Genomic DNA, 25,720 nt, shown 5'->3' with positions numbered 1-25,720 from the left:
GATCGGCCTTCGCTTTGGTTACGCTCACTTCGGCTTCGAAGCGCCCGGCTGCTTCGGCTCCTTGTGCCCGCCGAAGCCGGCGCGCATCGCAGAGAGAATTTTTTCGGCGAAGGTGTGTTCCCGACGGGAACGGAAACGTGTGTAGAGCGCGGCGGTCAACACTTCGGCCGGCACGGCCTCGTCGATCGCCGCATTCACGGTCCAGCGTCCTTCGCCGGAATCCTCCACGAAGCCCGAATATTCCGCAAGCTGCGGGCTGTCGGCGAGTGCCGTCGAGGTGAGGTCGAGCAGCCAGGACGGGATCACGCTTCCGCGTCGCCACACTTCGGCGACGTCCGCAAGGTCGAAATCGTAGCGATGATCGGCGGGCAGGGCGTCGATATTGGCGTTCTTGAGAATATCGAACCCTTCGGCATAGGCCTGCATCAGGCCGTATTCGATGCCGTTGTGGATCATCTTGACGAAATGCCCGGCGCCGACGGGGCCGGCATGGATGTAGCCCTGCTCGATGCGGGGATCGCGCCCCTCGCGTCCTTCGGTGCGCGGAATGTCGCCGGCACCGGGCGCGAGCGCGGCGAAGATCGGATCGAGCCGGTCGACCACGGCCTTCTCGCCGCCGATCATCATGCAATAGCCGCGGTCGAGACCCCAGACGCCGCCTGACGTGCCGACGTCGACATAGTGGATGCCGCGCGCCTGCAGCGCCTTGCCGCGGCGGACGTCGTCCTGCCAGAAGGTGTTGCCGCCATCGATGATGACGTCGCCGTCCTGCATCACGCCCGCGATCGTGTCGATCGTGGTCTCGGTGATGTGCCCTGCCGGCAGCATCACCCAGGCGGTGCGCGGCCGCTCGAGCTTGGAGATGAACTCCTCCAGCGTCGCCGAGCCGACTGCGCCGTCGGCGGCAAGGCCGGCGACGGCCTTAGCGTCCTTGTCGTAGACCACAGTCGAATGTCCGTGGCGCATCAGGCGGCGAACGATGTTGCCGCCCATCCGGCCGAGGCCGATCATGCCGAGTTGCATGTAACAGATTCCCTTAGTTCAGCGCGTCGTTGAGCGCAGCATTGAGCGTTGCAAGGCCCTTCTCGAGCCCGCCCTTCAGGTGCACCCGCAGCGCGCGCCGGCCACGCTCGGTGAGCACGTCGAAATCGCCACGCGCCTGCGCCGCCTTGATCACGCCGAAGCTGGCCTTCTGGCCCGGCACGGCCAGATCCTTGGCATCGTCGGCGGTGATCTGGAGGAACACGCCGCTGTCGGGCCCGCCCTTGTAGGCCTGTCCGGTGGAGTGCAGGAAGCGCGGCCCGAACTCGGCGCAGGTCGCGACATGCCGCTTCTCGCGCACCTCGAGCCGCATGGCCTGGAGCGCGTCGATCGTGGCCTTGTCGCGTGCGATGTAGCCGAGCAGGGCGACATAATCGCCCGCGCTGGATCGCGACAGATGCGCCTTGAGCCAGGAGGTGAGATCGCCATTGGCGCCGGCGGCGCGCAGCGCCGTGGCATTGGCCTCGTCGGTGTAGAGATCGGCCTCGTCGGTCGAGACCACGGGCTGCTCGTCCGGCAGCGCCCCGGTCTTCTCGAACGACGCCGTGAGCTCGCGGGTCTTGATCTTCGCCGCCTCAACATCGGGCTGGTCGAACGGGTTGATGCCGAGGATGCTGCCCGCCACGGCGGTCGCCATCTCGAAGCGGAAGAACTCCTGGCCGAGATGGTCGATCGACTTCATGACGATGCGCACGACGGGATGGCCCGCCGCTTCAATCGCGGCTAGCTGGGAATCGTGCGCGGCGTCGGCTTCGCCTTCGATACGGATGTCGATGAAGAAGCGATCGTTGCCATAGACCGAGGGATCGCCCAGCGGCTCGCCGTCGATCGGGATCAGGCCCTTGCCTTCCTTGCCGGTGGATTCGGCGATCAGCTGCTCGGCCCAGGCGCCGAAATCGGCGATCTTCTTCGACGACAGGATCGTCACCTTGTCGCGGCCTTCGAGGCCGGCCAGCCCCATGGCGAGGCCGAGCTGCACGCCCGGGTTCTCGGCGGGCGGCACGTCCGGCCCACACGAGCGGGCCATCGCAAGCGCATGCTTCACGAAGGTCTTGACGTCGATGCCCGCGGTTGCCGCCGGCACGAGACCGAACGGCGAGAGCACCGAATAGCGCCCTCCGATCGAAGGCTCGCCATGGAAGATGCGGGCATAGTTCAGCTTCTTGGCCGCCTTTTCCAGCGACGAGCCGGGATCGGTCACCGCGATGAAGCGATGGCCGGTCTTCACCTTGGGGCCGACGGCCTTGGCGACGCGCACGTGGAAATAATCCTTCATCGCGTTCGGCTCGGTGGTGCCGCCGGACTTGCTGGAGACGATGAAGACCGTGTTGGCGATGTCGATCTTGTCCTCCATCGCCCGCACCTGCGCGGGATCGGTGGAGTCGAGCACGTGCAGCTTCGGGAAGCCCGGCTTCTTGCCGAAGGTTTCGGCCAGCACCTCGGGTCCGAGGCTCGATCCGCCCATGCCGAGCACGACGGCATCGGAGAACTTCTGCCCCTTCACGCGGCCCGCATAGTCCTCGTAGTCGGCAACGTCGGCCTTGGCCGCGCTGTCGAGCCAGCCGAGCCATTTGTTCTCGTCGGTGCCGGTCCAGACCGACTTGTCGCGCTGCCAGAGCCTGCGGATCTTCGCGGCGGCGCGCCATTCCTCGGTGCTCTTGGCCACGGCCTTGCCGAGCCCGTCGCCGAGCGAAAGCTGCTGACGGTCGAGCGCCGGCCCGAGCACGGTGGCGCGCTTGTGCGCGACCGCGCCATAGAGCTTGTCGGCGGCGTCCGCGAACAGCTTGACGCCGTCCTTGACCAGCTCCTCGGTGATCGCATCGAGCGAGATGCCAGAGCGTTCCAGCTCCTCCAGCACGCGCCTTGCGTCCTCGACGTTCTCTTCCAGGCTGTCGCGCGGCTTGCCGTGGTCGCGGAACGCATCGAGCGTTGCCGGCGGCACGGTGTTGATGGTGTCGGGGCCGATCAGCTCCTCGACATAGAGCACGTCGCTGTAGTCCTTGTTCTTGGTGCCGGTGGAGGCCCACAGCATGCGCTGCGGCTTGGCGCCCTTGGCGGCGAGCTTCTCCCAGCGCGGACCCGAGAACAGGCGCTTGTAATCCTGGTAGGCGAGCTTGGCGTTGGCGATCGCGACCTTGCCCTTCAGCGCGGCGAGCCGCTCCTTCTCGGAGGGATCGTTGGCGCGTGCGATCTTCTCGTCGAGCTGCTTGTCGACCACCGCGTCGATGCGGCTGACGAAGAAGCTCGCCACGCTCGCGACATGCGACGGATCGCCGCCGCCGGCGACGTATTTTTCGAGACCCGAAAGATAGGCCTCCGCAACCTCGAGATAGACCGCCTTGGAGAACAGCAGCGTGATGTTGATGCTGATGCCGTCGCCGATCAGCGTCTCGATGGCGGGCAGGCCTTCCGGCGTCGCCGGCACCTTCACCATCAGGTTCTTGCGGCCGACGTCCTTCCACAGCCGCCGCGCCTCGGCGACGGTGCCGGCGGTGTCCATCGCGAGGTAGGGCGAGACTTCCAGGCTGACATAGCCGTCGCCGCCCTTGAGGCGGTCATAGACCGGGCGCAGCACGTCGGCGGCGTTCTGGATGTCCTCGACGGCGACGGCCTCGAACAGCTCGGCCACGGTCCGGTCGCCGCGCTTCAGCGCCTTGCCGATCGGGGCGTCGTACTCGTCCGAGCTGCCGATCGCCTTCTCGAAGATCGAGGGGTTGGAGGTGACGCCTTTGACGCCGTCGGTGTCGATCAGCCGCTTCAGGTCGCCCTTGGCGATGAAGCCGCGGGCCAGGAAGTCCAGCCAGACGGCCTGTCCGTGCTTTTCCAGTTCTTTGACGGGATTCATGATAGTTATTTATCTCCAAGCCTGCGGGCGAGGGGTTTCCGCGCCGGTCCTGACGCGCTATCCTCTAGCTTACATGCTCCCGGGAGGGAACCAATCAAGCATGTGGGAGTCATATCCTCCAGTGTAACTCCGTCGCGATCATGGCGATCCAGGCGGCAGTGGCTGTGTTGCGTAAAAAGTCGTTGGCCGGGAAAGGTTCGGCCGAGGTCTCATTGCGTAACGTCTGCCGGCCGCTGCACAGCGGGTCGTCAGCGGATCCCGATCCGCCCGATAGGTTGTGGTTCGGTCGCGAATGGCCGTGCTGGGGGAAAACATGCACGTACATCCTGACGGCCGCGATCTTGCCGTCTCCGACATCCCGCAATCGGTCGCGCCGGCCATACGCGCCGATGCCTCCCACGATCTCGAAATCGGGCAATGCGCCATGCGCTTGCGTCTGCTGGTCGCGGCCGGCTTCGCGATGATGGTGTTCAGTGCGAGCCTCGCCTTCGACTGGTGGGACAGCCTCGGAGACTACGACACGACGGCCGGCTATGCCGGCGTCGCGGTGTTCGGCCTGATCACCGGCTGGCTGATCTGGCTGCTCCCCTCCGAACGGGGGGCCGTGGTGATCGTCACGCCCTACGGCATCCGCGACCTGCGCATCGGCAACGAATTTCTGCTGTGGGAGTCGATCGCGGAGATTTCGACCGCGGAGCGCCGCGGGCACAGGATGATCGTGCTGACACCGACGCCGGACTTGCAGCGGCAGCTCTCCTGCATTCGCGCCAGCAGCCGGGCGGCGTCGCGCGGCGCACAGGACGATCGCATCCTCATCTCCGCCGAGGGCCTGGCGACCGATTTTGAGACATTGCTGCGCGCTTGCCGCGAGTGCCATGCCGCCAGCGATTCACGCACCGCATCGCGGCGCGACCGCGATCAAGAGTCTGTCAATCGTGACTCTGGCGCTCAAGGCCTGGCCGCACAAGCGTCATAAAGCTGCCGCCGGCAGGCGCCTATGCTGCACCGCCGGATGAACGGATATCCGGTAACGCCCGGATGTTGCGACCGAGTGACATTTGCTGGAAATGAGCGAAGATATACATAGATTCGCATAAATAACAGGCAGGTGCCTGTTCGTAACTCACCCGGTTGCCTACGTTGTGCGTTGCGTCGAGTCGGCCCCTGGGTGTCCAATGATCGTCATGTGCTCACGCTGATTCGAGAAGCGGCCTGAGGAACGGTCCAGTAACTGCTTTCGTTTCAGCTTGTAGCGGAACTCACGCGGAGAGGGATCATGTACAACGATTCTCTATTCAACGCTTTCGCTCGGTCGTTCGAGGCGAGAAGCCAGCACGACATGTCGATGGCGGAATATCTGGAATCGTGTCGAAGCGATCCCATGAAATACGCCAACGCGGCCGAACGACTTCTAGCAGCGATCGGTGACCCCCAGACGATTGACACGGCCAAGGACCCACGCCTTGGCCGTATTTTTTTGAACCGCACCATCCGCACCTATCCGGCCTTCGCCGGCTTCTACGGCATGGAAGAAACCATCGAGCGCATCGTCGGTTTCTTCCGCCATGCGGCGCAGGGTCTCGAAGAGCGCAAGCAGATTCTCTATCTGCTCGGACCGGTCGGCGGCGGCAAATCCTCGCTCGCCGAGCGGCTCAAGTCGCTGATGGAAGTGCATCCGATCTACGTGCTCAAGGCCGGTGACGAGCTCTCGCCGGTGTTCGAGAGCCCGCTCAGCCTGTTCGATCCGGATAACCTCGGACCGATGCTGGAAGAGAAGTACGGCATTCCGCGCCGGCGTCTCACCGGCCTGATGAGCCCGTGGTGCTACAAGCGGCTGGAGGCCTTCGGCGGCGACATCTCGCAATTCCGCGTCGCCAAGATTCAGCCGTCGCGGCTGCGCCAGATCGCCGTCTCCAAGACCGAGCCCGGTGACGAGAACAACCAGGACATCTCCTCGCTGGTCGGCAAGGTCGACATCCGCAAGCTCGAGACCTACGCGCAGAACGATCCCGACGCCTACAGCTATTCCGGCGGCCTCAACCGCGCCAACCAGGGCGTGCTCGAGTTCGTCGAGATGTTCAAGGCACCGATCAAGATGCTGCATCCGCTGCTGACGGCGACGCAGGAAGGCAACTACATCGGCACCGAGAACATCGGCGCGATCCCGTTCACGGGCGTGATCCTGGCGCACTCCAACGAAGCGGAGTGGGCGAGCTTCAAGTCCAACAAGAACAACGAGGCCTTCATCGACCGCATCTGCGTGATCAAGGTGCCTTACTGCCTGCGGATCACGGAAGAGCAGAAGATCTACGAGAAGCTGATCCAGGGCTCCGAGCTCGCGTCCGCGCCGTGCGCGCCCTCGACGCTGGAGACGCTGGCGCGGTTCTCGGTGATGTCGCGCCTGCGCAAGCACGAGAACTCCACGGTGTTCGCCAAGATGCGGGTTTACGACGGCGAGAGCCTGAAGGAATCCGATCCCAAGGCGCGCAGCGTCCAGGAGTATCGCGATGCCGCCGGTGTCGACGAGGGCATGGACGGCGTCTCCACGCGCTTTGCCTTCAAGATCCTGGCTGCCACCTTCAACCACGATCCGCAGGAGGTCGCCGCCGACGCCGTGCACCTGATGTACGCGCTGGAACAGTCGATCCGGCGCGAGCAGCTGCCCGAGGAGGTCGAGAAGCGCTATCTCGAATTCATCAAGGCGGATCTGGCGCCGCGCTACGCCGAGTTCATCGGTAACGAGATCCAGAAGGCCTATCTCGAATCCTACTCGGATTACGGCCAGAACCTGTTCGACCGCTACGTCGACTATGCCGATGCATGGATCGAGGACCAGGACTTCAAGGATCCCGATACGGGGCAGCTGCTGGATCGCGAATTGTTGAACCAGGAACTGACGAAAATCGAGAAGCCGGCCGGCATCGCCAACCCCAAGGACTTCCGCAACGAGGTCGTCAAATTCTCGTTACGGTCGCGGGCCCAGAACGGCGGCAAGAATCCGACCTGGACCTCCTACGAGAAGATTCGCGACGTGATCGAAAAGCGGATATTCTCCCAGGTCGAGGACCTGCTTCCGGTCATCTCCTTCGGGTCGAAGAAGGACGGCGAGACGGAGAAGAAGCACGGTGAGTTCGTCGCACGCATGGTGGAGCGCGGCTACACCGAGCGTCAGGTTCGCCGGCTCGTCGAATGGTACATGCGTGTGAAGCAGGCCGGTTGAGGCGGATGGAAAAGTGCCCATTCACATTATTGACAGGCGCCTGAATCCAGGCGGTAAGAGTCTTGAGAACCGCCAGCGGTTCTTGCGTCGGGCCAAATCCCTGGTGCAGGGCGCCGTCAAGAAGACCTCGCAGGAACGCGACATCAAGGACGTCCTGGAGGGTGGTGAGGTCACGATACCGCTCGACGGCATGCACGAGCCGCGGTTCCGCCGTGAAGGCGGAACGCGCGACATGGTGCTGCCCGGGAACAAGAAGTTCATCGAGGGCGATTACCTCCAGCGCTCCGGCCAGGGCAGCGCCAAGGATTCCGGTCCCGGTGAAGGCGACAGCGAGGACGCCTTTCGTTTCGTCCTCTCCCGCGACGAATTCGTCGATCTCTTCCTCGACGACCTCGAGCTGCCGGATCTTGCCAAGCGCAAGATCGCGCAGACCGAGAGCGAGGGCATCCAGCGCGCCGGCTACACCACGTCAGGTTCGCCCGCCAACATTTCGGTGAGCCGGACGGTGAAGCTCGCGCTGGCGCGCCGGATCGCGCTCAAGCGTCCCCGCAAGGAGGAGATCGAGGAGCTTGAGGCCGCAATCGCCGCCTGCACCGACGAGGACGAGCGGACCGAGCTTCTTGCCCAGCTCGAGGCGCTGAAGGCCAAGTCCAAGCGCATTCCCTTCATCGATCCGCTCGACATCCGCTACCGCCGCTTCGAGACGGTGCCCAAGCCCGTCGCGCAGGCCGTGATGTTCTGCCTGATGGACGTCTCGGGCTCGATGTCCGAGCACATGAAGGATCTGGCAAAGCGCTTCTACATGCTGCTCTACGTGTTCCTGAAGCGGCGCTACAAGCATGTCGAGATCGTCTTCATCCGCCACACCGACCGCGCCGAGGAAGTCGACGAGCAGACCTTCTTCTACGGCCCGGCCTCCGGCGGCACGCTGGTCTCCAGCGCGCTGCAGGCAATGCACGAAATCGTGCGCGAGCGCTTCAATCCGTCGGATTGGAATATCTACGCCGCTCAAGCCTCCGACGGCGACAATTCCTATTCCGACGGCGAGCTCACCGGGCTGCTGCTGACCGAGAAGATACTGCCGGTCTGCCAGTTCTTCGCCTATCTCGAGGTCGGGGAATCCGGCGGCAGCGCCTTCGATCTCTCCGACTCTTCGCTCTGGACCCTCTACGAGCGCCTGCGCAACAGCGGCGCACCGCTCTCGATGCGCAAGGTCTCCGAGCGCAGCGAGATCTTTCCGGTGTTCCACGACCTGTTCCAGCGCCGCGAAACTGCTCAGGAGAAAGCCGCTCCATGACGGGACGTTTGTTCGAAGGCGCCGATTGGGATTTCCACACCTTGCAGCGCATCACCGATGCCTGCGAGGAGGTGGCGCTGAAGGACCTCGGCCTCGACGTCTATCCGAACCAGATCGAGGTCATCACCGCCGAGCAGATGCTGGATGCCTATTCGTCGGTCGGCATGCCGCTGTTCTACAAGCACTGGTCGTTCGGCAAGCAATTCGCCTATCACGAGGCGTCCTATCGCAAGGGTCTGATGGGCCTCGCCTATGAGATCGTGATCAACTCCTCGCCCTGCATCTCCTACCTGATGGAGGAGAACACGGCGACGATGCAGACCCTGGTGATCGCGCACGCCGCCTTCGGCCACAACCATTTCTTCAAGAACAACTATCTGTTCAAGCAGTGGACCGATGCCGAGGGCATCCTCGACTATCTCGACTTCGCCAAGAACTACGTCATGCAATGCGAGGAGCGCTACGGCCGCATCGAGGTCGAGCGCACCCTCGACGCTGCGCACGCCCTGATGTCGCACGGCATCGATCGCTATCCCGGCAAGAAGACGCTCGACCTGCGCGCCGAGGAGAAGCGGGCAGGGCGCCGCCGCCAGCACGAGGAGGAGGTCTTCAACGATCTCTGGCGTACCGTTCCGGCCGGCAAGAGCAAGACCCGGTCAGCGCTCAGCATCGAGCGCCGCCGCAAGCTGCTGGGCCTGCCGCAGGAGAACCTGCTTTACTTCCTGGAGAAGAGCGCGCCGCGGCTGGCGCCCTGGCAGCGCGAGCTGTTGCGCATCGTCCGCCACATCGCGCAGTATTTCTATCCGCAGAGCCAGACCAAGGTGATGAACGAGGGGACGGCGACCTACGTCCACTATCGCATCATGACCGCGCTGCATCAGCAGGGCCGCATCACCGACGGCAACTTCCTCGAATTCCTGGGATCGCACACCAACGTGGTGTTCCAGCCCGAATTCGACGATCCGCGCTTCTCGGGCTTCAATCCTTATGCGCTCGGTTTTGCCGTGATGCAGGACATCGAGCGCATCGTCACCAATCCGGAGGATGAGGACCGCGAATGGTTCCCCGACATCGCCGGCAAGAACGACGTGATGGGCGTGCTGCGCGACGTCTGGGCCAATTACCGGGATGAAAGCTTCATCGCGCAATTCTTGAGTCCCAGATTGATGCGGCACTTCCGCATGTTCCACCTGCACGACGATCCCGAAGAGCGCGCCGGCATCCGGGTCGACGCCATCCACGACGATCGCGGTTTCCGCCGGGTGCGGCGCGAGCTGGCACGGCAGCACGATGTCGGCTACATCGACGCCAATATCGAGGTGGTCGACGTCGATCTCTCCGGCGACCGCAGGCTGATCCTGCATCACCACGTCATCAAGGGCTCGCAGCTCAACGAGACCGACGCCAAGCGCGTGCTGCAGCACCTCGCCGATCTCTGGACCTACGACGTCTCGCTGATCGAAGTCGACGCCAATGACAAGGTTTTGCGCGAATACGTCGTCAGCCCGCGTCCGATCCCGGCGGCGGTGGCCTGAGCCTGGCCGGCAAGTCCTGCGTGGACGTGGCGGGCAGTTCGCCTGCGGCCATCCTTCCAGACGCCCGCCTTTGGCGGGCCCTCAGGATGAGGCCGGAGTGTGCGGCAGCAATGACGATACTCAAAAATGCTGCTTAGCCTCATCCTGAGGAGACCGCTGAAAGCAGTCGTCTCGAAGGACGAGGCGCGTGCTCCGGCCGCCGCCTCGATGAATTTCTAACGACTGTCGGCGCTCTATGCCGATCGCTTCTTCGCCGGTTTCTTCTTGCTCGCATTCAACTCCACCGCCGCGCGGATCAGCGCCTTCAACGCCTTTTCGTTGATCTTCTCGCCATGGCGAATATCGATCGCGCGCCGCACATTGCCGTCGAGGCTGGAATTGAACAGGCCCGCGGGATCCGCCAGCGCCGCGCCCTTGGCGAAGGTCAGCTTCACCACTTCCTTGTAGGTCTCGCCGGTGCAGATGATGCCGTCGCGCTCCCACACGGGAACGCCGCGCCACTTCCATTCCTCGACGACCTCAGGCTCGGCCTCCTTGATGAGGCCGCGGACCCGCGCCAGCATCTCGCCGCGCCAGTCGCCGAGCTCCCTGATCCTGCCGTCGATCAGCTTTGCGGGCGAAGCTGCGTTGTCCGCCTTCGCACTGCCGGTCTTCGCCACCACCGCCTTCTTCATGACCACGCCTCGCTGCGCGCACCGCTGCGGCCGAGATAGGGCAGCGCGAACAGATAGAGCCCCGTCGCGAGCAGCGGGATCAGCGGCACGAGCGCCAGGAAGCCGATCCAGGCGGCGTCGAGCTGCATGGTCATCGCGACGATGTTGGCGATGACGGCGAGGGTGAAGGCGATGGACAGCCAGCGATGGGTTTGTCGAATCCACATGTTTTAACGACTCCTCTGCGATGATCGAAAACGGCTTGCGCTCAATCCGGCCGCGCCAGCATCTCGTCGAGCCTGGTGAAGAACTGCTTCCAGCCGGCATGCGCGCCGCCATAGGCCTGCTTCTGGGTGGGGCTGAAGCCCGCCTGCTCGACGCGTAGGTGCGTGCCCGCGCCCATCGGCGTCAGCGTGAAGGTCACGACGCTTTTCAGGTCGAACGCGGCGTCCTCGTGCGAGAAATTCCAGGTGTAGGCGAGGCTCTTCTGCGGCTCGAGGGTGAGCACCTCGCAATCCAGCACGCCGCCCCATTCGCCACGCAGGTTGAAGCGATGACCGACCTCGGGCTTGAAGTCGTTCTTCATCAGCCATTCCTCGATCAGATGCGGCTGCGTCAGCGCGCGCCAGAGCCGCTCGGCCGGAAACGCAAATTCGCGCTCGACGACGACGGAGCGGGTTTCGGTCGCAGGTTCGGTCATTGGTCCATCCTCTTCAGGAGATCGTCGAGCGCATCGAGCCGGTTCTGCCAGAATCCGGCCATCTGGCTGGTCCAGTCGACCAGCGGATTGAGCGCGCCGGGTTGCGCGCTGTAGTGGGTCTGCCGTCCCTCGTGGCGATCGCGCACCAGGCCCGCCTGCTTCAGCGCGCCCAGATGTTTCGAGACCGCCGGCTGGGAAACGCCGGATCGCGCCGTCAGGGCCCCGACCGTCTGCTCGCCCTCGCGGCACAGCCGCTCGAAGATCGCCCGCCGGGTCGGGTCGGCGAGGGTCCTGAACAGGAGGTCGTGGGCGGCGGACATGCGGAATCCATAACTCGTAGGTTATGGATTAATTCATAACCGTAGAGTTATGGGTAAGTCAAGGGGAGGATGGGAGGATATTGGCGCCGGTTCTCGCAGCTCTCTAGGCCGTCATTGAGGAGCTCGTGCGACGAAGCAATCCAGACTGTCTCCGCGGAGGAATTCTGGATTGCTTCGCTACGCCCGCAATGACGGAGAATGTGGTGACGGCGGGGGATGCGGTGGCGGCAACTGCGCAGCGCTAGGGCCGCAGATACAGATATCCCTGCGACTGCAGCTCGGCCAAACGCACCACGCCGCCTTTCTCCGCGCTGACGAAGCCGGGCAACAGGTCCGTCAGCGTGACGTTCTGCGCCTTCATCGTGTTGCCGCAGGCGGCGAGCTCGACACCGTCCTTGGAGAAGTCACCGATGCGCTTGCTGATGTCGGGGTTGGCCTGCGCCGCGTGAAACGCCTTCAGCGCCGGCCCGTGGATCACGAGCGCGATCGTGACATGGTCGGGTCCGCCGACGCCGTCGATGTGGTTCTGGATGTTGCCGAGGACGAAATTGACCTTCTCGGCGTCGCTGAGGTGATAGACGACCTTGAGCTTGCTCGATGGCGGGGCCTCGGTCGCAGCTTTCGCGCTGGAGGCGCCAAACGCAGCTCCAAGCGCCGAAACGGCGCTCCACAGGATGTTCCGGCGGTTCATGCGATCTCCTTCGAAGCATGATCCGGCCCCGAAAGGCCGCGCTAGCGCAAAGTGCGCAGCGGTTTTCCGGACAGATCATGCGCAAATAACGGCCTGAATGCGAAGGAGACATATCACTTGTGGCGGAGCGCTGCGAGTTCCTTGCGGTCGGTCACGAGCGACGCGCATTCGCTGGTGTCGGTGCGGTCGAGCCGGAAAATCTTGTCGTCGGCGCCGGCGACAAGCGCATGCTCGGCCTCGTCGTCCGGCTTGTTGTTTTGCCAGACCCGGATCTGCACCAGGCGAATGATCGCCGACTTGTTGTCCTTGGACAGTCCCACCTCGATGCCGCCGCCCTCGCAATCGACGCCGCAGCCCATGCGGACTTCGGCGCCGTCACTGAGCAGCACCGCGTGACTGCCGCACGAGCCGCTGGAGTCGAAATCGCCGGAGCGGTGGCGATAGCGGAAGCCGAGGCGGAAGGAATTGTGCATCTGCTTGTCTTCCTTGTCGGTCTCCGCCGAGATCAGCAGCTTCATGGAGGCCACCTTCTGCTTGGGATGGCGCGCCAGGTGCTCGGCGTCGTAGCGGCGGACGAAGCAGGCATAGGCCTTGTCGCCGGTGGGCCCCGCATAGACCCGGGCCGTGAAGGCGTCGGCCTCGGCCTTCGTGGTCTCCCGGACCTGGTCCTCGTCGGCGTGGGCGACACCGGCAAAGGCGGCAACAGCGAGCGGCAGGAGAAGGGCAAGCTTCATGATCGCACCGGGCGTGTGAACCATCGTTAACCCGCAACGGGCAGGCGGGGCGGACTTGGCTTTAGTCGCCCGCGGCGAGGGGCGCGTTCAAGCGCGCCGGGCTGCGCCCTTTGCGGGCAGTCTCGCGCAAGGTTCCCGCCTTAATAATTTAGAAGGAGGGGCGTTGGTAAACCCCTGGTTGTTGCAGATGACTGGTGGCGGTCAAAATGTCCGTAAGTCAGAACTTGCCCAACCTTGCATTCGGCTATTCCGTGCCGCGGCTGCTGAAGATGCTGGCCGCCGGCGTCTTCCTCACGCTGCTGTGCGCAGCGATCGCATTCAACTGGCTGAACATCAAGACTCTCACCGCGTTCCAGATCACGGCCAGCTATGTCGGTCTCGCGGTGTGCGGCTTTGCCACGCTCAGGGTGCTCTGGCGGCTGGTCTCGAGCAGGCAGCCGGTTCTCTTCATCACCCGCGTCGGCCTTCGCGACACCCGCATCGCCGATGACACGATTTCCTGGAAATCCGTGCGCGACATATCGGATTGGCGCTATCGCAGTCAGATCATCGTGGTGCTCAAGCTCGATCCGCTCGTCGCCGACCGCTTCGAGGTTGGCCTTCTCAAGCGCATCATCTCGATGATGAACAACGCGGTCGGTGCCGAGGGTGTGCTCGTCAATCCCGGCGGCCTGACCATCGACGGCGAAACGCTGCTCGAGACCTGCAAGCAATACTGGAAGGCCGGCCGTCTCGCATCGACGGCCCGTCCCGCGGCGCAGCCCGAGCCCGTCCACTAGTCCAGGCCGCAACCGCGGCGGACCACGCGGCTTTCACGCGACACTGCGTGCCGGCAGTCGCCGCACGCGTGGCGCGTTCAACTCGCATACGCGCACGGCAGAGCGCGGCGGCGTGGTTCCATGTGCGGCCTTAGTCGAACCTCAACCCAGGAAGGTTCAATCGGTGTAGCCCCTCGCTTTTTTGGGAACCCGATGCTGTCAGCCATTCGACATTGTTCCCGTTCGTCGATGTGATAGCCTTCACAGGCGATTGCGTTTGGCAGTCGTAGAGTGGGGCCGCCTCTTTGTAGTGTGTGGAGTCCCCCCGCAATGGGCGAAATTCGCAACTTCAGATCCGGAAATCAGGATGGGCCGCCGCCACACGGCTCCATGCCTCGTCGTCTCGCGGCGATCATTGTCGGCGACATCGTATCCTACAGTCGCTTGATGCAAGCCGACGAGGAGGGGACGCATGCCCGCGTCAAGCGTATCGAGCGGGATCTCATCGAGCCCAGTATCCTCGAGCACCATGGGACCCTGGTGAAAACGACGGGCGACGGTTTCATCGCCATCTTCGACAGTCCCGTCGAGGCTGTTCGATGCAGCATCGTCATTCAGCAGAATCTCGTCGGCCGCAATGCCGGGCTCCCGAAGCATTCCCGGATCGAATACCGGATTGGCGTCCATCTCGGCGACGTCATCATCGAGCCGGACGATGTCTATGGCGACGGCGTCAATATCGCCACCCGCATCGAAGGCATTGCCGAACCTGGCCAAGTCTACATCTCAGGGGCAATCTACGAGCAGATCAAGCACAAGGTCGTGTGCGGCTACGAGTCGCTCGGCGACCGCAAGGTCAAGAACATCACGGATCCCGTACGCGTCTATCGCGTGCTGCCGGATGCGGATGCCGTCGTCGGGACGCGAGGTCGGCGCGAGACGATCCTGATCTTTCTTCTTGCTATCACCCTGCTGGTCATCGCCAGTGGTGCGCTGTGGTACTTGCTGGCACCGGGCAGGCTGGGCCACCAGGCCGCCGCGCCGATCGTCGCTCCGGCCCCAACGCCGAGCCCGCAGCCTCCGCCGCGCGAAGCGGCGGCGCAGACGCCGTCACCATCTCCCTCACTGGCTTCCGCCCCGCCATCGCCGACGCCCAGCCCATCGGCGGCGCCGCCTCGCGAACCGGAGATGATCGCCGTTCGTGGCGGTAGTTTCGCCATGGGAAGCAACGACGATCCGACGGAACGCCCGGTCCACCAGGTCGCGATCAAGCCGTTCTCGATCGGCAAGTATCCGGTGACCGTGCAGGAGTGGAACGAATGCGCCGCCGCAAAGGCGTGCTCCTTCACGGCGACCGGCAAGGACGATGCGCCGGTCAGCAATGTGAGCTGGACCGACGCACAGCAATATGTGGCGTATCTCTCTCAGGCGACGAAGAAGCCGTACAGGCTTCCGAGCGAAGCCGAATGGGAGTATGCGGCGCGCGGCGGAACGCAGAGCAAGTATTGGTGGGGTGACAAGCTCCAGCCGGGCATGGCCGGCTGCAAGGATTGCGGCAACCTTGCCAGCGAACAGCCGGCGAAGGTTGGCAGCTTCAAGCCAAACCCGTTCGGACTGTACGACATGGGCGGCGCGATCGACCAGTGGGTCGAGGATTGCTGGCACAAGAGCTATCAGGACGCGCCCGGCGACGGCTCGGCATGGAGCGGCGGTGACTGCTCCTCGCACGTCCTTCGCTCGGGCTCCTGGAAGAACGATTCGCGATATGTGCGGCCGTCCAACCGCGATGGTTACGACACCAATGTCCGTTACCCCACGCACGGATTCCGCGTCGCGCTCAGTCCGTAAATGCTGGAGTGGATTTGATGAAGATCATTTTTCTCGCCGCATTGGCGGCGGCGATCGCATTGCCTCCGGGCGCAGCCTACTCGCAGGGCAAGACCGCGCCCAAGGACGCCAAGGTCTATTTCATCAGCCCGCGCGACGGGCAGAAGCTTCGCGGTCCATTCTGGGTCCGGTTCGGTTTGCGCAACATGGGCGTAACGCATGCCGGCGATGACTACCAGAACGCGGGGCATCATCATCTTCTGATCGATGTCACCGATCCCATCGATCCCAAGGAGCCTATCCCGCAAGACAAGTCGCACCTGCATTTTGGTGCAGGGCAGACCGAAACTTTGCTCGAGCTTCCGCCGGGCACGCACACTCTCCAGCTAGTGCTGGGCGACGCCAGGCACTATCCGTTCGAGCCGCCCATCGTGTCCGAGAAGATCACCATCCGTGTCAGGCAGCCAGTTGGCGGCAAGTGATCACCGCAGGCTGGCGTTGATCTTGTCCAGCACCGTCGAGCCCGGGCACAGCGTGTCCGCTTCCAGCGTGTTGAGCGGGGTCTCGACCGTGTTGAGGTGCTCGTGCAAATCTTCCGCATCGGGATCGACGTAGAGGAGGCCGGTGACGATCTGGCCCTTGGCGGCGTGCTTTGCCAGGAAGGTTTGTGCCCCCAGCCGGTCATGTGGATCGTAGTCGGCGTCGATCTTGCGCAGCGCGATCTTGCTGCCGTCATGCTGCTCGACCATTTGCACCGTGCCCGGCGCGTAGTCCACCGCAATGGGGTCGCGGCCGACCAGCACGTCGAGCCGGTTCACGGCATCGTTGTGCTCGCGGACATAGTCGAAGCTCTTGGTCGAGCCGGCGTGATTGTTGAAGGCGATGCAGGGGCTGATGACGTCGATGAAGGACGCGCCCTTGTGGCGGATCGCGGCCGCGATCAGCGGCACCAACTGGGTCTTGTCGCCGGAGAACGAGCGCGCCACGAAGGTGGCGCCAAGCTGCAGCGCGATCGCGACGAGGTCGATGGCGTTGTCGGTGTTGGTGACGCCCTTTTTGCTCTTCGAGCCGCGGTCGGCGGTCGCCGAGAATTGGCCCTTGGTCAGGCCGTAGACGCCGTTGTTCTCGACGATATAGGTCATGTTGACGCCGCGCCGGATCGAATGCGCGAACTGGCCGAAGCCGATCGAGGCGGAATCGCCGTCGCCGGAAACGCCGAGATAGATCAGGTCGCGGTTGGCGAGGTTGGCGCCGGTCAGTACTGATGGCATGCGGCCGTGCACGGAGTTGAAGCCGTGCGAATTGCCGAGGAAATAATCCGGCGTCTTCGACGAGCAGCCGATGCCCGAGATCTTCGCCACCCGGTGCGGCTCGATCGAGAGCTCGTAGCAGGCTTCGATGATCGAGGCCGTGATCGAGTCGTGGCCGCAGCCGGCGCACAGCGTCGAGATTTTTCCTTCGTAGTCGCGGTGCGTGTAGCCGAGGTCGTTCTTCTTCAGCCCGGGATGATGAAACTTTGGCTTGGCAATATAGGTCATGAAAGCACCTGCGATCCCAAGGCCGTCATGGCCGGGCTTGTCCCGGCCATCCACGTCTTGGCCGAGAAAAAGAAAGGCGTGGATGCCCGCGACAAGCGCGGGCATGACGACGGAGAGAGTGATGCCCAAATCATGACACGGCCTTGCGGAGCGGGGTCACCTTGAGGTGATCCTGGTGGTCGCCAATGGCTTTTGCGATGAAGCGGGCGGTGATCGGGGTGCCGTCATAATGCACGATCGGCACGAGGCGGACGGGATCGATGCCGTTCTCGTTGACGATGAGCTGCCGCAACTGGGCATCGCGGTTCTGCTCGACCACGTAGACGAAGTCGTGCTCGGCGAGGAAGCTCGCGACGCTGGAGTGGAACGGGAAGGCGCGGATGCGCAGGCGGTCGAGCTGATGCCCGCGCGCCTCCAGCAGGCCGATCGCCTCGTCCATCGCCGGCGAGGTCGAGCCGAAATAGATCACGCCGTATTTGGTCGGCCGTTCCGCATTGGCCTGCAGCGGTCGCGGTACCAGGTCCTGCGCGGTCTCGAACTTGCGCACCAGCCGCTGCATGTTGTCGGCATAGACCGAGCCTTCCTCGGAATAGCGCGCGTAGCGGTCGCGTGACGTGCCGCGGGTGAAGTAGGAGCCCTTGGTCGGATGCGTGCCGGGGTAGGTGCGATAGGGGATGCCGTCGCCGTCAACGTCGAGATAGCGGCCGAAGTCGCGGCCCTCCTCCAGCATCTCCGTGGTCATGATCTTGCCGCGGTCGTACTGCCTCGCGTCGTCCCACTTCAGCGGGCGGCAGAGCCGGTGGTTCATGCCGATATCGAGGTCGAGCATCAGGAAGATCGTGGTCTGCAGCCGTTCGGCGAGATCGAAGGCGGCAGCCGCGAACTCGAACGCCTCGGCCGGATCTTCCGGGAACAGCAGCACGTGCTTGGTATCGCCGTGCGAGGCATAGGCGCAGGCGATGATGTCGCATTGCTGGGTGCGCGTCGGCATGCCCGTCGAGGGGCCGGCGCGCTGGATGTTCATGATGACAGCCGGAATCTCGGCGAAGTAGGAGAGGCCGATGAACTCCGTCATCAGCGAGATGCCGGGGCCCGAGGTCGCGGTGAAGGCGCGGGCGCCGTTCCAGGACGCGCCGATGACGATGCCGATCGAGGCCAGCTCGTCCTCGCCCTGCACGATGGCATACTTGGCCTTGCCCGTATCAGGCTCGTGCCGGTATTTCTTGCAATGGGCGGTGAAGGCTTCCGCCACCGACGAGGACGGCGTGATCGGGTACCACGCGCACACCGTGGCGCCGCCATAGACGGCCCCGAGCGCGGCGGCGCTGTTGCCCTCGATGAAGATGCGGTCGCCGACCTTGTCGGATTTCTTCACGCGCAGCCCGATCGGGCATTTCAAATTCTGCAGCGCCCAGTCGCGGCCGAGATGCAGCGCATGGACGTTGGAGGAGAGCAGCTTCTCCTTGCCCTTGTACTGCTCGCCGATCAGCTGCTCGATCAGCTTCGGGTCCATGTCGAGCAGCGCCGAGAGCGCGCCGAGGTAGATGATGTTCTTGAACAGCTGGCGCTGGCGCGGATCGGTGTAGGTCGAGTTGGTGATCGCGGTCAGCGGTACGCCGATCACGGTGATGTCGTCGCGGAACTTGGTCGACGGCATCGGCTTTGTGGAATCGTAGAACAGATAGCCGCCGGGCTCGATGCCGGCGACGTCCTTGTCCCAGGTCTGCGGATTCATCGCCACCATCATGTCGACGCCGCCGCGGGCGCCGAGATGGCCGTCTTCCGTCACTCGCACCTCGTACCAGGTCGGCAGGCCCTGGATGTTGGAGGGGAAGATGTTGCGCGGGGACACCGGAACGCCGTGGCGCAGGATCGCACGCGCGAACATCTCGTTGGCGCTGGCCGAACCCGAGCCGTTGACGTTGGCGAAGCGGACGACGAAGTCGTTTACGCTGCTGAGCGGCTTTTTGTCGGACATGTCGAACCTGCGTGGGTCATCTCGATGAAATACTTCTGCATGTCCCAGGCTCCGGTGGGACAACGCTCGGCGCACAGCCCGCAATGCAGGCAGACATCCTCGTCCTTGACCATCACGCGCCCGGTCTTGAGGTCGGAGGACACGTAGAGGTCCTGGTCCGGGTGCGGCGAGGGCGCCTTCAGCCGATGGCGCAGGTCACTCTCTTCGCCGTTGTCGGTGAAGGTGATGCAATCCATCGGGCAGATGTCGGCGCAGGCATCGCACTCGATGCAGAGCGAGGTGGAGAACACCGTCTGCACGTCGCAGTTCAGGCAGCGATGCGCCTCGCCGAGCGCGAGCTTGACGTCGTAGCCCAGCTCGACCTCGGTGCGGATGTCCTTCAGCGCGATCACCTTGTCGCGGTGCGGCACCTTGAAGCGCTTGTCGATGGAGATGTCGTTGTCATAGCTCCATTCGTGGATGCCCATCTTCTGCGAGGACACCTGCACGTCCGGCAGCGGCCGTTCGGTGATGTCCTCGCCGGAGAGCATCTTGTGGATCGACAGCGCGGCGTCATGGCCGTGCGCGACCGCCCAGATGATGTTCTTCGGCCCGAACGCGGCGTCGCCGCCGAAGAACACCTTCGGGTTGGTCGAGGCGAAGGTCGCGGGATCGACCTTGGGCATGTGCCATTTGTCGAACTCGATGCCGCAATCCTGCTCGATCCAGGGGAAGGCGTTCTCCTGGCCGACCGCGACCAGCACGTCGTCGCAGGGAATCGTCTGGTCGGGATCGCCCGAAGGCACCAGATTGCGGCGGCCTTTTGCGTCGAATTCGGCTTTGACGTGCTGGAAGGTGACCCCGATGAGCTTGCCGGCGACATGCTTGAACGCCACCGGCACCATGTAGTTGAGGATCGGGATATCCTCGTGGATCGCGTCTTCCTTCTCCCAGGGCGAGGCCTTCATCTCCTCGAAGCCGGAACGCACGACCACCGTGACTTTCTCGCCGCCGAGCCGGCGCGCGGTGCGGCAACAATCCATCGCGGTGTTGCCGCCGCCGAGCACGATCACGCGCTTGCCGATCTTGTCGGTGTGGCCGAACGATACATTGGCCAGCCATTCGATGCCGATATGGATGTTGCCGGCGGCTTCCTTCCGGCCGGGAATGTCGAGCTCGCGGCCGCGCGGCGCGCCGGAGCCGACGAAGATCGCGTCATACTTCTCCGCCAGCAGCGACTTCATGCTCTCGATGCGCTGGCCGCCCTTGAAGTCGACGCCGAGACCCAGGATGTAGCCGGTCTCCTCGTCGATGACGGAATTGGGCAGGCGGAATTTCGGGATCTGCGTGCGCATCATGCCGCCGGCTTCCGGATCGCCGTCGAACACGGTGCAGTGATAGCCGAGCGGCGCGAGATCGCGCGCCACCGTCAGCGAAGCAGGACCGCCGCCGACCAGCGCAACGCGCTTGCCGTTCTTCGGCGCGGGGCGGGGCAGGCGCTGCTTGATGTCGTCCTTGAAGTCGGCGGCAACGCGCTTGAGGCGGCAGATCGCCACCGGCGTTTCCTCGACGCGTCCGCGCCGGCACGCCGGCTCGCATGGACGATCGCAGGTGCGTCCCAGGATTCCGGGAAACACGTTCGATTTCCAATTGATCATGTAGGCGTCGCTATAGCGGCCTTGTGCGATCAGTCGGATGTATTCGGGAACCGGGGTGTGCGCAGGACAGGCCCATTGGCAATCGACTACTTTGTGAAAGTAGTCGGGGGCCGCGATATCGGTCGGTTTCATTCCTACCCTCGTCCGCGCAGGCCCAAAGACCCGGCGGCCTTTTCTTTGAGCTTGTCGACGCTTAATGCGCGGCGATCTGGTTTCTGAATGACGTCATTGGGTTAGCTTATTAGAACCGTTCCGAAGTACAACGGCAAATTTTCGCGATCACCGCCTTTCATGGGAGCTGCGCGCGCACAGCATTAACGCGCCGCGCGCAGGCTGCGTGCGGTGCAATATGCTGCGATGCGAACGCGCCTGACAGGTGTAGTGTGTTGTGGTGCTGCTCGGATCGAGGAAGAGGTGTGATGGGCCGATCTGTATCAAGCGAGTTTGAAATTGATCGTGGCCTAAGCATCGCCCTCACCGAAGCTGGCGCTTGGATAATAAGGGCCGATGATCGAGAGTTTCGGCTTGAGGTGGTCGAAGATTTCTATCGGGCCTGGCTGCTGCTGGAGCGGCCTTTCCCTGACGTAAAGGCTGGGCTCGAACAGTTGGCTTACAACGCAAACGCGGCAACCGGTTTCCCGTTTGCGAAGCTGATAGGGTCCGCCCTAAAAGCTCAATCCCGTCAATGGACCGATCTGGCAATGGTTTGGGTCCCGCTCCTCACGACAGCGGAGAAAGCGACCCTCAAGGACCTGCTTTCGGAGGTTAGAGACTCAAGGTGGGCCAGCCAGAAAATTAGGCAGCTAGCTCGGAAGTACGTGAATCAAATCGAGCATAGTGCATAAGTTGACGGGGCATCGCGGATAGCTGCGTCAGACGCGCGCGATGTCGCTCTTCGCGAGGTCCCACATCAGGCCGTAGGTGCCGACGGAGACGGGCAGCGGGAAGGGCGCCGCAGCCGGGCCGGTAAAGCGTTCGGCGATGATGGCCGAGACGGCGCCGACATGCGTGCCGTCGATCAGCACGAACCAGTCGCGGGCGCCTTCGTTGCGCACCGCCGGAATGTCCGCTGTCGCGCCCGACAATTCTGGCTCGCTCTCCATAAGATGCATGGAGATGATGCCCTCGCGCGTCCCCGGCGTCAGCTTTTCCTGCAGTGCATCACGCCATGGTGCCGCGTTGTCCGCCGTCGGCCGCAGCCGCACCACACCGAGCGCAGCTCCGCGCCCGGTGCCGTTGCTGATGGTGATGCGCGCCACCACGCGCAGCATGTCCTTGAAGCGGGCCATGGTCTGCCGCGACCAGTCGGTCGGATTGGCGAGCCGCGCCTTGTAGGCGGGGCTGTCGAGCACGTCGAGCGTCGCGGTCGAATAGAGGCAGAGATATTTGGGATTGGCCGCGTGCGCGACATAGCGCCGCGCTTCCAGGAAACCCTCGATCGCGACGCGCTCTTCCAGATGCTCGCGATCGTACCAGCGGTTGAATTCGGCCTCATCCGAAGCGTCGATGTTCATCGACGTCAGCAGCATGCCTTTCCCGGCGAGTGGCATTTTCTTGTCCTTCCCAGTCCATCTCCTCATGGTGAGGAGGCGCGTCAGCGCCGTCTCGAATCCATGAGGGCCCGCGCTGCCGCATCCCGGCCTTTCATCCTTCGAGACGCGCTCTGCGAGCGCTCCTCAGGATGAGGGGATATATTCAGCGCGAGATTTTCGACGCGACGTCCGCGATCGACTTCATGACCGCGTCCCTCACGCCGGCATCATAGAGCGAATGTCCGGCTTCTTCCACGACGCGAATCTCGGAACCGGGCCAGACTTTCGCGAGCGCGTGCGATGTCTCGGGCGGACACAGCAGGTCGTAGCGGCCCTGGACGATGATGCCGGGAATGCCCTGGAGCCGTCCCGCATTCCGCAGCAGCTGGTTTTCGGTCATGAAGCTGTCATTGACGAAGTAATGCGCCTCCATGAACGGCGTCGACGGCAATGTGCGCCAGACGTTCAGCGAGGCGAGGTCGAGCCGCGTCCGCGCCGGCTTGTGCTCGGACAGGGTGCGCTCGGTGTCGTGCCAGGCCTTCGCCGCCGGTCCGTGCACGGCAGGGTCGGCATCGAGGATGCGGCGCCAGTAGGCGTCCACCGGCCGGTCGCGCTCCTCGGGCGGCAGCACGCTGAGGAAATCCTCGTAGAGCGCGGGATAGAAGCGCGCCAGGCGCGTGGTGAAGGCGCTCTCGACCTCCGCACGCGTGCCCAGGAAGGTCGCGCGCACGACGATGCCGCTGACGCGCTCGGGATGGGCCTGCGCATAAGCCAGCGCCAGCGTCGCCCCCCAGGAGCCACCAACCACCATGCAGCGTTCGAAACCGAATTTCTCGCGGATCTTCTCGATGTCCGCGATCAGATGCGCGGTGGTGTTGTGCTCGCGCGATCCCTTGGGCCGGCTGCGGCCGCAGCCGCGCTGATCGAACAGCACGGCGCAGAAGCGGTCGGAATCGAACAGGCGGCGGTGGTCGGGCTGGCATCCGCTGCCGGGCCCGCCATGCAGATAGATCGCGGGGATGCCGTCGGGGCGGCCGACGCTTTCGACATAGATCTCGTGACCGTCGCCGACATCGAGCATGTCGGAGGTCAGCGGAGCAAAGGGATCGGCGCGTCTGGCGGGGACGCACGTGCCGGAGTCAGGCGCCATTCTCGGATTCCAGGGTGCCGCCGGCGAAGTTGCGGTAGAGGAAGCGGCTGGTCTCGCCCTCGGCCTCACGCTCGGCCTGCTTGAAGATGGTCTCGTGCAGCGGCGACAGCGCGCAGGCCGGATCGGTGTTGGCGGCATCGCCCGTCAACGCAAAGGCCTGGCAGCGGCAGCCGCCGAAATCGATCTCGCGGAATTCGCAGGTCTTGCACGGCTCCTTCATCCAGCCGGTGCCGCGATAGCGGTTGAAGGCTTCGGAGTTCTGCCAGATCCAGGCGATCGAATGGTTGGAGCGCACCGACTCGAACTCGAGCCCGGTGATGCTCTCGGCGGCGTGGCAGGGCAGCACCTTGCCGGCGGGCGAGATGTTGAAGAACTGGCGGCCCCAGCCGCCCATGCACTTTTTCGGCCGCAGCGCGTAGTAATCAGGCACGACGTAGTCGATCGTCAGCCGGCCCTTGTGCGCTTCGCGGGCGTCCTCGACGAGGCGGGTGCATTCCTCGAGCTGCGCCACGGTCGGCATCAGCGCGGCGCGGTTCTTCAGCGCCCAGCCGTAATATTGCACATTGGCGACCTCGAGCCGGTCGGCATCGAGATCGAGCGACATCTGGATGATGTCGGGGAGCTGGTGCAAATTCTGCCGGTGCATCACCGCGTTCACGGTGAGCGGCAGGTCCAGCTCGCGCGTCCATTTCGCGACTTCGAGCTTCTTGCGATGCCCGTTCTTGTAGCCGGCGACACGATCGGCAAGGCCTTCCTCGACGCCCTGGAAGCTGATCTGCACGTGGCAGAGCCCGGCATCGGCCAGCTCGCCGAGCTTCTCGCGCGTCAGCAGCACGGCGGAGGTGATGAGGTTGGTGTAGAGGCCGGCGTCGCTGGCATGCTTGACCAGCTCGACGAGGTCCTTGCGCGCCGTCGGCTCGCCGCCGGAGAAATGCACCTGGAGCACGCCGATCTCGGCGAGCTCGCTCAGCACCTTCTTCCATTCCTCGGTGGTCAGCTCCTTGCCCGAGCGGTCGAGCTCGACCGGATTGGAGCAATAGGGGCATTGCAGCGGACAGCGATGCGTGATTTCGAGCAGCACGGCGAGCGGAATGCCGAAGGTTTCCGCCGTCGAACGCTGCTTCTCCAGCACCGCGAGGCTGTCGCTCGCAACGGGAGGATGTCCAAGCACCTCGCTCATGACGTCTTCTCCCTGATCTCAGTGAGAAAACCCTTGTCGGCGAGATCCTGCAGCATGGCGATGACGTCGGTGAGGATCGCATCGCGGGGAGCCGCGTATTTCGCCGCGAGCAGATCGGCGACATCGCCGACATTGCGCTCGCCGTTGCAGAGCTGCAGGACCTCGACCGCGATCTCGTCGGGCGCCAGCACCCGCTCCGGCGCCAGGATCACCCAGACCTGCCGCGTCTCGTCGTATTTCAGCTTGGCATGCCGCGGCAGCACGGGGCGGCTCGCCTCGCTGACGCTGATGTTACGCGGCCCGGCCATTGCTTTTGTCCTCAGCTCGCTTTGGGCACGAACGCGCCCGGCGGAATGTGGCCTTCGACATAGGCGTGCTGGAGCGCATCGAGCTGCACCCACAGCACGTTGGTCTTGAAGATCAGCGCGTTGCAGACCTGCGCGCGTTGTTCCGGCGTCGTGGCATGCGCCTTGACGTAGTCGAGCGCAAAGCCGGCATCGCGCGGGGCCTGCGCCAGGCGCCGCTTGAAGTAGCTCATGATGTCAGGATTGACGAAGTCGTAATGCTCCAGCATGCCGGAGATGCGCTCTTCATGCAGGTTCGGCGCGAACAGCTCGGTGAGCGAGGAGGCGATCGCCTCCAGCGGGCTCTTTTCGCGGCAGTAATGGACATAGGCCTCCACCGCGAAGCGCGTCGCCGGCAGAATGCCTTCCGTCGATTCCACGTAGGCCGTGTCGAGTCCGAGGCCTTCGGTCAGCTTCAGCCAGCGCTCGATGCCGCCTTCGCTGCCGACGTCGCCGTCATGGTCCTCGATGCGGTGGCGCCATTCGAGGCGCGTGGCGCGGTCGCGGAAGCGCGAGATCACCACCGCGTCCTTGATCGGAATCGTGCTCTGGTAATAGTAGCGGTTGAGCGCCCAGGCCTGCACCTGGCCCTTGTTCAGCTTGCCGCCGTGCAGCAGCTTATGGAACGGATGCAGGCTGTGATAGCGCGTCGCCCCGATATGGCGCAGCGTCGCCTCAAGCTCGTCGGCCGAGTTCAGCCTGATGTCCTTGCCGATCGAGAGCGCGGTCATTCCAGTCAT

The 25,720-nt window shown here is 63.9% G+C and carries 24 protein-coding genes; 8 read left to right on the top strand and 16 right to left on the bottom strand.

What is annotated here, in order from left to right; translation table 11 throughout:
* Window positions 1–24: 24 nt before the first annotated feature.
* Together gnd and A7X65_RS24220 are read right to left on the bottom strand one after the other, a co-directional pair.
* Window positions 25–1,023: a phosphogluconate dehydrogenase (NAD(+)-dependent, decarboxylating) gene (gene gnd, locus A7X65_RS24225; RefSeq protein WP_063689707.1), complete on the bottom strand. Its 999-nt coding sequence runs from the start codon at window positions 1,021–1,023 to the stop codon at window positions 25–27.
* A 13-nt stretch (window positions 1,024–1,036) separates the two neighbouring features.
* Window positions 1,037–3,886 (bottom strand): bifunctional transaldolase/phosoglucose isomerase, encoded by a 2,850-nt coding sequence (locus A7X65_RS24220; protein WP_063689704.1) that lies wholly within the window; start codon window positions 3,884–3,886, stop codon window positions 1,037–1,039.
* A 292-nt stretch (window positions 3,887–4,178) separates the two neighbouring features.
* Here A7X65_RS24220 and A7X65_RS24215 point away from each other — a divergent pair, with 292 nt between their 5' ends.
* The 4 genes from A7X65_RS24215 (at window position 4,179) to A7X65_RS24200 (ending at window position 9,938) form a co-directional block, all read left to right on the top strand.
* Window positions 4,179–4,862 carry an STM3941 family protein gene (locus A7X65_RS24215; protein WP_063689702.1) on the top strand — a complete coding sequence of 228 codons (684 nt, stop codon included), beginning with the start codon at window positions 4,179–4,181 and terminating at the stop codon, window positions 4,860–4,862.
* A 300-nt stretch (window positions 4,863–5,162) separates the two neighbouring features.
* Window positions 5,163–7,106: a PrkA family serine protein kinase gene (locus A7X65_RS24210; RefSeq protein ID WP_063689700.1), complete on the top strand. Its 1,944-nt coding sequence runs from the start codon at window positions 5,163–5,165 to the stop codon at window positions 7,104–7,106.
* Between the two features lie 19 nt (window positions 7,107–7,125).
* Window positions 7,126–8,403 carry a YeaH/YhbH family protein gene (locus A7X65_RS24205; RefSeq protein ID WP_208608629.1) on the top strand — a complete coding sequence of 426 codons (1,278 nt, stop codon included), beginning with the start codon at window positions 7,126–7,128 and terminating at the stop codon, window positions 8,401–8,403.
* A complete protein-coding gene (locus tag A7X65_RS24200) occupies window positions 8,400–9,938 on the top strand; it encodes a SpoVR family protein (RefSeq protein ID WP_063689696.1) in 1,539 nt (512 codons plus the stop codon). The genes A7X65_RS24205 and A7X65_RS24200 overlap by 4 nt, the downstream gene beginning before the upstream one ends.
* 233 nt (window positions 9,939–10,171) lie before the next feature.
* On the opposite strand, the gene A7X65_RS24195 is transcribed toward A7X65_RS24200, so the two are convergent.
* The 6 genes from A7X65_RS24195 to A7X65_RS24170 all read right to left on the bottom strand — a co-directional run bounded on the left by A7X65_RS24195 (window position 10,172) and on the right by A7X65_RS24170 (window position 13,036).
* On the bottom strand, window positions 10,172–10,612 hold the full coding sequence (locus A7X65_RS24195) for a DUF1801 domain-containing protein (protein ID WP_063689694.1): 441 nt from the start codon (window positions 10,610–10,612) through the stop codon (window positions 10,172–10,174).
* The gene (locus A7X65_RS24190; RefSeq protein WP_063689692.1) at window positions 10,609–10,818 is read right to left on the bottom strand and encodes a hypothetical protein; all 210 of its coding nucleotides are present in this window, start codon (window positions 10,816–10,818) and stop codon (window positions 10,609–10,611) included. The genes A7X65_RS24195 and A7X65_RS24190 overlap by 4 nt, the downstream gene beginning before the upstream one ends.
* A gap of 41 nt (window positions 10,819–10,859) precedes the next feature.
* On the bottom strand, window positions 10,860–11,291 hold the full coding sequence (locus A7X65_RS24185; protein WP_063689690.1) for an SRPBCC family protein: 432 nt from the start codon (window positions 11,289–11,291) through the stop codon (window positions 10,860–10,862).
* Entirely contained in the window at window positions 11,288–11,611 is a 324-nt protein-coding gene (locus tag A7X65_RS24180; protein WP_027546888.1) for an ArsR/SmtB family transcription factor, read from the bottom strand. The genes A7X65_RS24185 and A7X65_RS24180 overlap by 4 nt, the downstream gene beginning before the upstream one ends.
* A gap of 241 nt (window positions 11,612–11,852) precedes the next feature.
* A complete protein-coding gene (locus tag A7X65_RS24175; RefSeq protein WP_063689688.1) occupies window positions 11,853–12,302 on the bottom strand; it encodes a DsrE family protein in 450 nt (149 codons plus the stop codon).
* A 113-nt stretch (window positions 12,303–12,415) separates the two neighbouring features.
* Complete coding sequence (locus A7X65_RS24170) at window positions 12,416–13,036, bottom strand: hypothetical protein (RefSeq protein ID WP_063690757.1); 621 nt, start codon at window positions 13,034–13,036, stop codon at window positions 12,416–12,418.
* A 206-nt stretch (window positions 13,037–13,242) separates the two neighbouring features.
* Between A7X65_RS24170 and A7X65_RS24165 the strand changes: the two genes are divergently transcribed.
* From A7X65_RS24165 to A7X65_RS24155, 3 genes are all read left to right on the top strand, one after another.
* The gene (locus A7X65_RS24165) at window positions 13,243–13,815 is read left to right on the top strand and encodes an STM3941 family protein (RefSeq protein ID WP_063689687.1); all 573 of its coding nucleotides are present in this window, start codon (window positions 13,243–13,245) and stop codon (window positions 13,813–13,815) included.
* A gap of 309 nt (window positions 13,816–14,124) precedes the next feature.
* Window positions 14,125–15,642: an SUMF1/EgtB/PvdO family nonheme iron enzyme gene (locus tag A7X65_RS24160; RefSeq protein WP_063689684.1), complete on the top strand. Its 1,518-nt coding sequence runs from the start codon at window positions 14,125–14,127 to the stop codon at window positions 15,640–15,642.
* A gap of 17 nt (window positions 15,643–15,659) precedes the next feature.
* Complete coding sequence (locus A7X65_RS24155) at window positions 15,660–16,103, top strand: DUF4399 domain-containing protein (protein ID WP_063689683.1); 444 nt, start codon at window positions 15,660–15,662, stop codon at window positions 16,101–16,103.
* Here the strand turns inward: A7X65_RS24155 and A7X65_RS24150 are convergent, their stop codons facing one another.
* From A7X65_RS24150 to A7X65_RS24140, 3 genes are all read right to left on the bottom strand, one after another.
* On the bottom strand, window positions 16,104–17,159 hold the full coding sequence (locus tag A7X65_RS24150; protein WP_063690756.1) for a 2-oxoacid:ferredoxin oxidoreductase subunit beta: 1,056 nt from the start codon (window positions 17,157–17,159) through the stop codon (window positions 16,104–16,106).
* 130 nt (window positions 17,160–17,289) lie between these two features.
* Window positions 17,290–19,137, bottom strand: coding sequence for a 2-oxoacid:acceptor oxidoreductase subunit alpha (locus A7X65_RS24145; RefSeq protein WP_063689680.1), 1,848 nt, complete (start codon window positions 19,135–19,137; stop codon window positions 17,290–17,292).
* A complete protein-coding gene (locus tag A7X65_RS24140; protein ID WP_063689678.1) occupies window positions 19,107–20,906 on the bottom strand; it encodes an FAD-dependent oxidoreductase in 1,800 nt (599 codons plus the stop codon). Before A7X65_RS24140 ends, A7X65_RS24145 begins: the two co-directional genes overlap by 31 nt.
* 287 nt (window positions 20,907–21,193) lie before the next feature.
* Between A7X65_RS24140 and A7X65_RS24135 the strand changes: the two genes are divergently transcribed.
* Complete coding sequence (locus A7X65_RS24135) at window positions 21,194–21,619, top strand: hypothetical protein (RefSeq protein WP_063689675.1); 426 nt, start codon at window positions 21,194–21,196, stop codon at window positions 21,617–21,619.
* Window positions 21,620–21,646: 27 nt separating this feature from the next.
* Here A7X65_RS24135 and A7X65_RS24130 read toward each other — a convergent pair whose 3' ends face one another.
* The 5 genes from A7X65_RS24130 to pqqC form a co-directional block, all read right to left on the bottom strand.
* Entirely contained in the window at window positions 21,647–22,324 is a 678-nt protein-coding gene (locus A7X65_RS24130) for a DUF4286 family protein (protein WP_063689672.1), read from the bottom strand.
* A 145-nt stretch (window positions 22,325–22,469) separates the two neighbouring features.
* Window positions 22,470–23,456 (bottom strand): prolyl aminopeptidase, encoded by a 987-nt coding sequence (pip, locus tag A7X65_RS24125; RefSeq protein WP_063689669.1) that lies wholly within the window; start codon window positions 23,454–23,456, stop codon window positions 22,470–22,472.
* Window positions 23,446–24,636: a pyrroloquinoline quinone biosynthesis protein PqqE gene (pqqE, locus tag A7X65_RS24120; RefSeq protein ID WP_063689666.1), complete on the bottom strand. Its 1,191-nt coding sequence runs from the start codon at window positions 24,634–24,636 to the stop codon at window positions 23,446–23,448. The genes pip and pqqE overlap by 11 nt, the downstream gene beginning before the upstream one ends.
* On the bottom strand, window positions 24,633–24,944 hold the full coding sequence (pqqD, locus tag A7X65_RS24115) for a pyrroloquinoline quinone biosynthesis peptide chaperone PqqD (RefSeq protein ID WP_063689663.1): 312 nt from the start codon (window positions 24,942–24,944) through the stop codon (window positions 24,633–24,635). Before pqqD ends, pqqE begins: the two co-directional genes overlap by 4 nt.
* An 11-nt stretch (window positions 24,945–24,955) precedes the next feature.
* On the bottom strand, window positions 24,956–25,711 hold the full coding sequence (gene pqqC, locus A7X65_RS24110) for a pyrroloquinoline-quinone synthase PqqC (RefSeq protein WP_430643466.1): 756 nt from the start codon (window positions 25,709–25,711) through the stop codon (window positions 24,956–24,958).
* Between the last annotated feature and the right edge of the window lie 9 nt (window positions 25,712–25,720).

This window comes from Bradyrhizobium stylosanthis (assembly GCF_001641335.1).
GTDB lineage: Bacteria > Pseudomonadota > Alphaproteobacteria > Rhizobiales > Xanthobacteraceae > Bradyrhizobium > Bradyrhizobium stylosanthis.
Note: the sequence above shows the minus strand (reverse complement) of the source record. Positions and strands in the feature narration are given on the sequence as shown.